This is a genomic window from Acetobacter syzygii, from assembly GCF_000964225.1.
In the GTDB taxonomy this organism is placed as follows: Bacteria; Pseudomonadota; Alphaproteobacteria; order Acetobacterales; family Acetobacteraceae; genus Acetobacter; species Acetobacter syzygii.
Window position 1 is genome coordinate 21,647 of sequence record NZ_BAMZ01000034.1, and the last position, 6,339, is coordinate 27,985.

General features: G+C 52.4%; 8 protein-coding genes and 1 pseudogene. 7 read left to right on the forward strand and 2 right to left on the reverse strand.

Annotation, left to right across the window (positions count from 1 at the left end):
- The 3 genes and pseudogenes from Absy_RS11310 to Absy_RS13055 form a co-directional block, all read left to right on the forward strand.
- A complete protein-coding gene (locus Absy_RS11310; RefSeq protein WP_048854869.1) occupies window positions 1–507 on the forward strand; it encodes a rhodanese family protein in 507 nt (168 codons plus the stop codon).
- Between the two features lie 198 nt (window positions 508–705).
- Window positions 706–1,829 (forward strand): IS3 family transposase gene (locus Absy_RS11315; RefSeq protein WP_181015903.1). Its coding sequence is split into 2 segments (ribosomal slippage): window positions 706–934 and window positions 934–1,829, totalling 1,125 coding nucleotides; the frame shifts between segments, so codons are not numbered across the junction.
- A 218-nt stretch (window positions 1,830–2,047) separates the two neighbouring features.
- Window positions 2,048–2,299 (forward strand): annotated as a pseudogene (locus tag Absy_RS13055) (recombinase family protein); the annotation flags it as partial.
- Between the two features lie 116 nt (window positions 2,300–2,415).
- Here Absy_RS13055 and Absy_RS12775 read toward each other — a convergent pair.
- Entirely contained in the window at window positions 2,416–2,631 is a 216-nt protein-coding gene (locus tag Absy_RS12775) for a type II toxin-antitoxin system RelB/DinJ family antitoxin (RefSeq protein WP_245614829.1), read from the reverse strand.
- A gap of 783 nt (window positions 2,632–3,414) precedes the next feature.
- On the opposite strand from Absy_RS12775, the gene Absy_RS11330 reads away from it, so the two are divergent.
- The 4 genes from Absy_RS11330 (at window position 3,415) to Absy_RS11345 (ending at window position 5,634) form a co-directional block, all read left to right on the forward strand.
- On the forward strand, window positions 3,415–3,672 hold the full coding sequence (locus Absy_RS11330) for a type II toxin-antitoxin system prevent-host-death family antitoxin (protein WP_245614830.1): 258 nt from the start codon (window positions 3,415–3,417) through the stop codon (window positions 3,670–3,672).
- Window positions 3,673–4,268: 596 nt separating this feature from the next.
- Window positions 4,269–4,907, forward strand: a complete 639-nt coding sequence (locus tag Absy_RS11335) for a tyrosine-type recombinase/integrase (protein WP_012813326.1) — start codon at window positions 4,269–4,271, stop codon at window positions 4,905–4,907.
- 8 nt (window positions 4,908–4,915) lie between these two features.
- Window positions 4,916–5,254 (forward strand): type II toxin-antitoxin system Phd/YefM family antitoxin, encoded by a 339-nt coding sequence (locus tag Absy_RS11340; protein ID WP_181015904.1) that lies wholly within the window; start codon window positions 4,916–4,918, stop codon window positions 5,252–5,254.
- A complete protein-coding gene (locus Absy_RS11345; RefSeq protein WP_048854875.1) occupies window positions 5,251–5,634 on the forward strand; it encodes a type II toxin-antitoxin system VapC family toxin in 384 nt (127 codons plus the stop codon). Before Absy_RS11340 ends, Absy_RS11345 begins: the two co-directional genes overlap by 4 nt.
- 314 nt (window positions 5,635–5,948) lie before the next feature.
- On the opposite strand, the gene Absy_RS11350 is transcribed toward Absy_RS11345, so the two are convergent.
- Window positions 5,949–6,272 carry a winged helix-turn-helix transcriptional regulator gene (locus Absy_RS11350; protein WP_048854876.1) on the reverse strand — a complete coding sequence of 108 codons (324 nt, stop codon included), beginning with the start codon at window positions 6,270–6,272 and terminating at the stop codon, window positions 5,949–5,951.
- Window positions 6,273–6,339 lie beyond the last annotated feature (67 nt).

Here is a 6,339-nt window from a genome sequence, read left to right on the forward strand (position 1 = left end):
GTGACGCTTGCGACCCTTTCTCCCGCCGACACTCGTGCAGCGATCGATGCGGGTGCGAGCCTAGTCGACATCCGCAGTGCGGATGAATATGCACGCGAGCATATTCCCGGTGCAAGGAACGTACCGCTCGACCGGATTGGCGATCTGTCGCATGACGGTCGTCCGATCGTATTCCACTGCAAGTCCGGAATGCGCACCTCTGCCAATACAAAGCGTCTCGAAGCAGTAACAGACGGAATTCCGGCCTATATTCTCCAAGGAGGTATCGATGCATGGCGGCAGGCAGGACTGCCCACCATCACGGATCGGTCACAACCTCTTGAAATCATGCGACAGGTCCAGATTACTGCTGGTACAATGGTATTGACCGGTGTGCTGCTCGGTCTGTTTGTTTCCCCTGACTTTTTTGGCTTGTCGGCGTTCGTCGGTGTAGGGTTGATGTTCGCCGGAGTGACAGGGTGGTGCGGCATGGCCACTCTTCTGCGCGTCATGCCATGGAATCGATGAACGGTGATTGTAGCGCCAAAGCTGGGTAACCCATCGGTTGCAGTTTACTCCTCCCACCCGGCTAACAAACCGAAGACAAAATCGGAATCCCCATACACCATTTATGGAACAAACCCGCCCAAACCCATCCTGGACTTGTAACGGTTTTGTGCCGGTCATCTGAGCGTTTTAAGCTTGTATCAGGAGACCGACGACACCATGAAACATACGGAAGATTTCAAGCGCGAGGCCGTGAGGATTGCGTTGAGCAGTGGACTGTCACGCACGCGGGTTGCGACCGATCTGGGTATTGGCAAATCTACGCTGGCGAAATGGATGGTGGATTATCGTCCGGACGAACCGGGATCGGGACAGCAGGCTGATCTGGCCCGTGAGAATGAACGTCTCCGCCTGGAGAACCGAATTCTGCGGGAGGAGAGGGAAATTCTAAAAAAAGCTACCCAGTTCTTCGCGAGCCAAAAGCCATGAGGTTCGCCTTCATCCATAGACATCGGCATGAATGGCCAATCGAGAGGTTGTGCCAAGTCCTGCGGGTCTCGGCACGGGGTTACCGGGCCTGGACATCCCGACCGGTCTGTCAGCGTCAGCGCACCGATCTGAAAGTGCTGGCGCATATCCGTGAACATTATGCCCTGCGCAACGGCTCCTACGGACGGCCGCGCATGACCATGGAACTGAGGGAAGCCGGGCTTGATGTCGGGGAACGTCGTGTTGGTCGCCTCATGAAGGACAACAGGATCCGGCCCGTGCGCACCCGTCGCCACAAGGTCACGACCGACAGCCAGCACCAGTCTGGCATTGTGGCCAACCTTCTGGACGGTGACTTCCTTGCTGAAGGCCCCAACCAGAAATGGGCAGGGGATATCAGCTATATCTGGACTGCCGAGGGCTGGCTCTACCTGGCTGTCGTCATCGATCTGTTCAGTCGCCGTGTGATCGAGTGGGCTGCAAACGACCGGATGAAAAAGGATCTGGCCATCCGTGCCCTGGATATGGCGGTGCGGCTGCGTAACCCGGTGCCTAGCTGCATTTTCCACTCCGATCGTGGCAGCCAATACTGTTCTCATGATTTCCGGAAAAAGCTGCTGGCCCACGGAGTACAGGCTTCAATGTCTGGAAAGGGAAACTGTTTTGACAACGCCGCTGTCGAAGCGTTTTTCAAAAGCCTGAAGGCGGAATGGCTCTGGAGGCAAAACTGGCCAACCCGTCGTCAGGCGACCGCGGCCATCTTCCAGTATATCAATGGTTTCTACAATCCACGTCGACGCCATTCATATCTGGGCGGCATCAGCCCTCTCGCTTTCGAAGCCAGAGTGGCATAACCACTTCCTGACCGGCACAAAACCGTTACAAGTCCAACGCATCAAACTATAAATCTCTCTTTGTGAATCCGATGTGATCAGGTGCTGATGATCTGATTATCCTATTGTGGCGTTATTGTGGAATCCACGACAGAGGCACGGCCTGGGCACGATAGGACAGGTTGCTTTGTACAACGGCAGAAAATCGTTTGTATGTTGTCGTAAAAGGTTGTCACGAAATGCTTTATGGATATGCGCACGTTTCCACTTCGAGAAAGGATGAGGAAGGAGTTTTTGTTCAGACAACATCATCTCAAATTGAAGCATTGATAAATGCTGGTGTAGATTCATCGAATATTTTTGAAGATAGAGTATCTGGAAAAGAAAAAAGCCGTCCCGGTTTAGATACTATGCTTGAAATAGTTCAATCTGGTGATGTTATTATAGTGTGGAAACTTGATCGCTTAGGGCGATCAGTACGAAATCTTTTCCTTCTGTCACAGACGCACGAGTGCTCCCCGAAAGGGCGCGCGCGCGTCACCTCTCTCGATCCACTCCCGAAAGGCCAGAGCGCTGCCCCACAACACACCCAGACGCCCACGGGGACTTACGGTACGGCGAGACGCTCGCGCACAATCTGCAACAGATCAGCGTCCTCTGTGGAGAGGACATGCCGTGCAACCGGCAGTTTCCCGGTTTCCACCACATATTCGAAGGTCTGACGGATCAGATCGGACGGTGTGACGCCCAACTCCGCCAGACGGGCGTACGCCTGCTCCTTCAGTGCACTATCGATCCGCAGATTGATGGAGGCCATACTCATTTCCCCTTGTCCGAGACATGTAAAATACGTCTTTACAAGCGTAAAGGCAAGCATATCATATTCAATCTAAACAGCCTATAACTTGAAACGGCGTTATTTTCTGGTTTCTGCCCCCTCCCCTGTTTTTATGTCCGATAATTTCCCTTGTCGGACATAAAAAATCCGGACATAAAACCAATCGAAATGTCGAAAACCAGAAGATAATGATAAACAGACACACGAGGCCACGGGCAAAATGGTCACCGATAATCTGCAATATGACCTACTCATCCGGCGATGGAGCAGAGGAAACACCATCTTTTTCCGCAGACTGTCGGAAAGCAGATCGACCCGCTCAACTCCTAATGACCGACATAAAAGCAGTAAAATGACTTATTAAAAATAGCATGCTGTTTTTATCATTAGTCAGTGGTTTTCTCCTGACCTAATTACACTATTATCCATATTAAATGGATTCATAAGTCACTGATAAAACAGTATTCCAATTATCATTATCCGCTGGTTTTCGACAAAAAAACAGAATATGAGGATAATTCGCTAAAAACCGAGCTTTCCGGCCTCGCGGAACCCATTGCCTTATCACAGGGTAACAAGCACACTCATCCACGAAACAGAACGCAATTAAATTATCACACGCCGCGCAGATTACTGTCGGCTGGGGCATGTCGCCAATTATCGTGGTCATACCGTCGATGAGCGAGCCATCCCCGCAGCGGATAATCTACACCATTTACATCATTGCTGTATTTGCTGTATTTGTAGTCTTCAATGAAGGAGAGGATCGTGCGTACATTTTCGACCAGTGACCTGTCTCGTAAATCAGGCGATATCATCGCCAGCGCCTTGCAAGGCCCTGTTTCAATCAGCCAGCGTGGCAAACCGCGACTGATCATGCTCAGCGTTGAACAATATGAGGCGCTGACAGCTCGTAGTGCCGACGAGCGTCTTGTCGGCGCGACAGCGGACATGCCTGCTGATCTGGTCCAGGACATAGGAAGCGCAATAGACGACTACTTGCTGGACATTACTCCACAGTCATGAGCGCTGATTTTCGACCAGGGATGGTCTTGCGATATCCCTATCTGTGGCACTGGCAGGACGCACGTGGGGAAAGCGAAGGGCGTAAGGATCGTCCCACAACTGTCGCCGCCGCTTTTGTAGCACGAGACAATCGAAACTATCTGCTCCTTCTTCCCGTGACAACACGCTTACCAGATCCTGACCGTACAGCGGTTGAAGTTCCAGCAATGGAGAAACGACGGGCCGGTCTTGATCAGAACCGACAGCAGTGGATTATACTTGATGAGTACAATCTCGACCCGATAGCGACTTCATACTACCTGCATGGAAGTCCACTCCTCGGACAGTTCAGTGATGCGTTTATGCGGCTCTTGCTGACACGTTTCAAAGGTCTCCTACCCCAAGCCAAGCGTATATCCAGATTTCCTTAGCCATCGGTTTTCATTAGACCCAAACAAGTATGATAGCCGACTGACCGCTTCCGCCCTCATATCGGTCATAAGAAGAGCCGTTCCAGTTTCCGTAAAGCGGACGGTCGGCAATAATTCTCGTTATCCGCCGATGTCCTCCTCCAGACTTCTGATTGCTGCATGTGCAGCTGATCAGGAGAAAGTATCATGGAAAAGAAAACGCGCTTTCCATCGCCTACGCTGAAGGCGTCCGTGCCTTGGAATGCAGGAAAAATGGTTGGCGCCAAGCGGGCGCTCAAAGAAAAGCACGTCTGGGCTATTCGGTTCTGGCTGGGGAGCGAACAGCGTGTCAGAGATAGAGCTTTGTTTGATCTTGCTCTCGATAGCAAACTCAGAGGCTGCGATCTTGTCAGCCTTCGTATCGGCGACATCGTTACCAGTGGTCAGGTGCGCCACCGAGCCATGGTCGTCCAGCAGAAAACCCGGCGACCTGTGCAATTCGAAATTACAGAAACAACGCGAGAAAGCGTGCGGGCGTGGCTGGAACATCGAGGTGGTGGCTTGAATGAGTATGTTTTCCCAAGTCGCCTAAGCGCCAAAGCTCACCTGAGCACAAGGCAATACGCCCGGCTTTTGGATCAATGGGTTCAAGCGGTGGGACTAATCGCCGGGGAATATGGAACTCATTCGCTCCGCCGGACTAAGGTTGCCATGATTTACAAACGAACCGGTAATATCCGAGCCGTGCAGATCCTGCTGGGTCATTCAAAACTGGATAGTACGGTTCGATACCTTGGGGTGGATGTCGAGGACGCTCTGGCACTGTCGGAAGCCACTGATCTCTGAAATCGAATATGCCTCAGGAATTCTCTACCTCCTCCTTCTGTGTACATGATATGATGACACATAAGGAGGAGACTATGAGCGAGCATCTTTCAGATAACGCAGCATCCCCACAGAAAATCGGTGTTCGGGAGTTCCGAGGAAACCTGACAGCGTATCTGCGTCAGGTCAGACAGGGCAGTACGATCCTCGTGACGTCTCATGATGAGGTTGTCGCTGAATTGCGGCCGCCGGCTCCTTCCTATCGCCCCCGCCGTCAGCCAGGAGCTCTTCGAGGACGGATCAGAATGAGCGAAGATTTTGATGAGACACCACCGGACATTCTTGAGAGCATGGAACGCGACTTGTGAAGGTTCTGCTCGATACGCATGCGTTGCTGTGGTGGCTTTCGGACTCCGACCGGCTGGGTGAAAATGCGCGAGAGATCATCGCAGATCCGGCCCACGATATTCTGGTGAGCATCGTGTCATTATGGGAGATTGCGATCAAAATCCGTATCGGAAAAATGGATGCGGATATGAACGATATTCTAGCAGCCATTCCTGCGGAAGGTTTCTCTCTACTGCAAATACAGCCTGAACATCTTCAGATCCTGATGTCTTTGCCTCTGCATCATCGTGATCCGTTTGACCATCTCCTGATGGCACAGGCGCAGGCTGAACACGCCACGTTCCTTTCGGAAGACGGGCAAATGGATCATTACCCCATCAAGCGAATACGCTGTTCGTGAAGCAGAAACTGCCGTCAGAACACGCCTCATCCTCGACATACAAGGCGCCATAAAGAATTTCCAAAACCGGAAATATGCTCGTGGCAAGTCCGACATACTCGCGTATGCCATCCCCGCTGTTCCTGTCTGCCAGCTAATTTCCGTTCATGTGCCTGACGATGCTGCGCATATTGGTAATTATACTGCAGCAGAATGAACCGCCATCTTGGGATAAACAGTTGGGCGAGTGCATGGTGAAGTGGCGCTACTTGATGGAATGATGCCCCGCATGCCCCGCTGATTGACGGGGCGCTTCATCACACCTCAACGCCAGTTCAGTCCTGCGCGGCACGACGATCAAATGCGGCGCGGGCCTGTTCAAGGGCGGGCCGGTTCTCGCGTGCCCAACTTGCTAGGGCTGCCAGAGGTTCTGTCAGGCTTTGCCCCAATGGGGTCAGACAGTACTCAACCTTCGGCGGGACGGTAGCATAGGCTTTGCGAGCCACCAGTCCATCGCGTTCGAGCCCGCGCAGGGTGATGGTCAGCATCCGGTGCGAGATGCCGGGGATGCGGTTCTTCAACGCATTGAAACGATGGGTGCCTTCTGAGAGATGGCCACAGACCATGACCGTCCACTTGTCGCCAATGCGTGCAATCACCTCTGCTAGGCCGCGACATTCAGCTTCTGAATTGCCCCGGGTTTTGTGGAGACGTTTTTATCTGAAC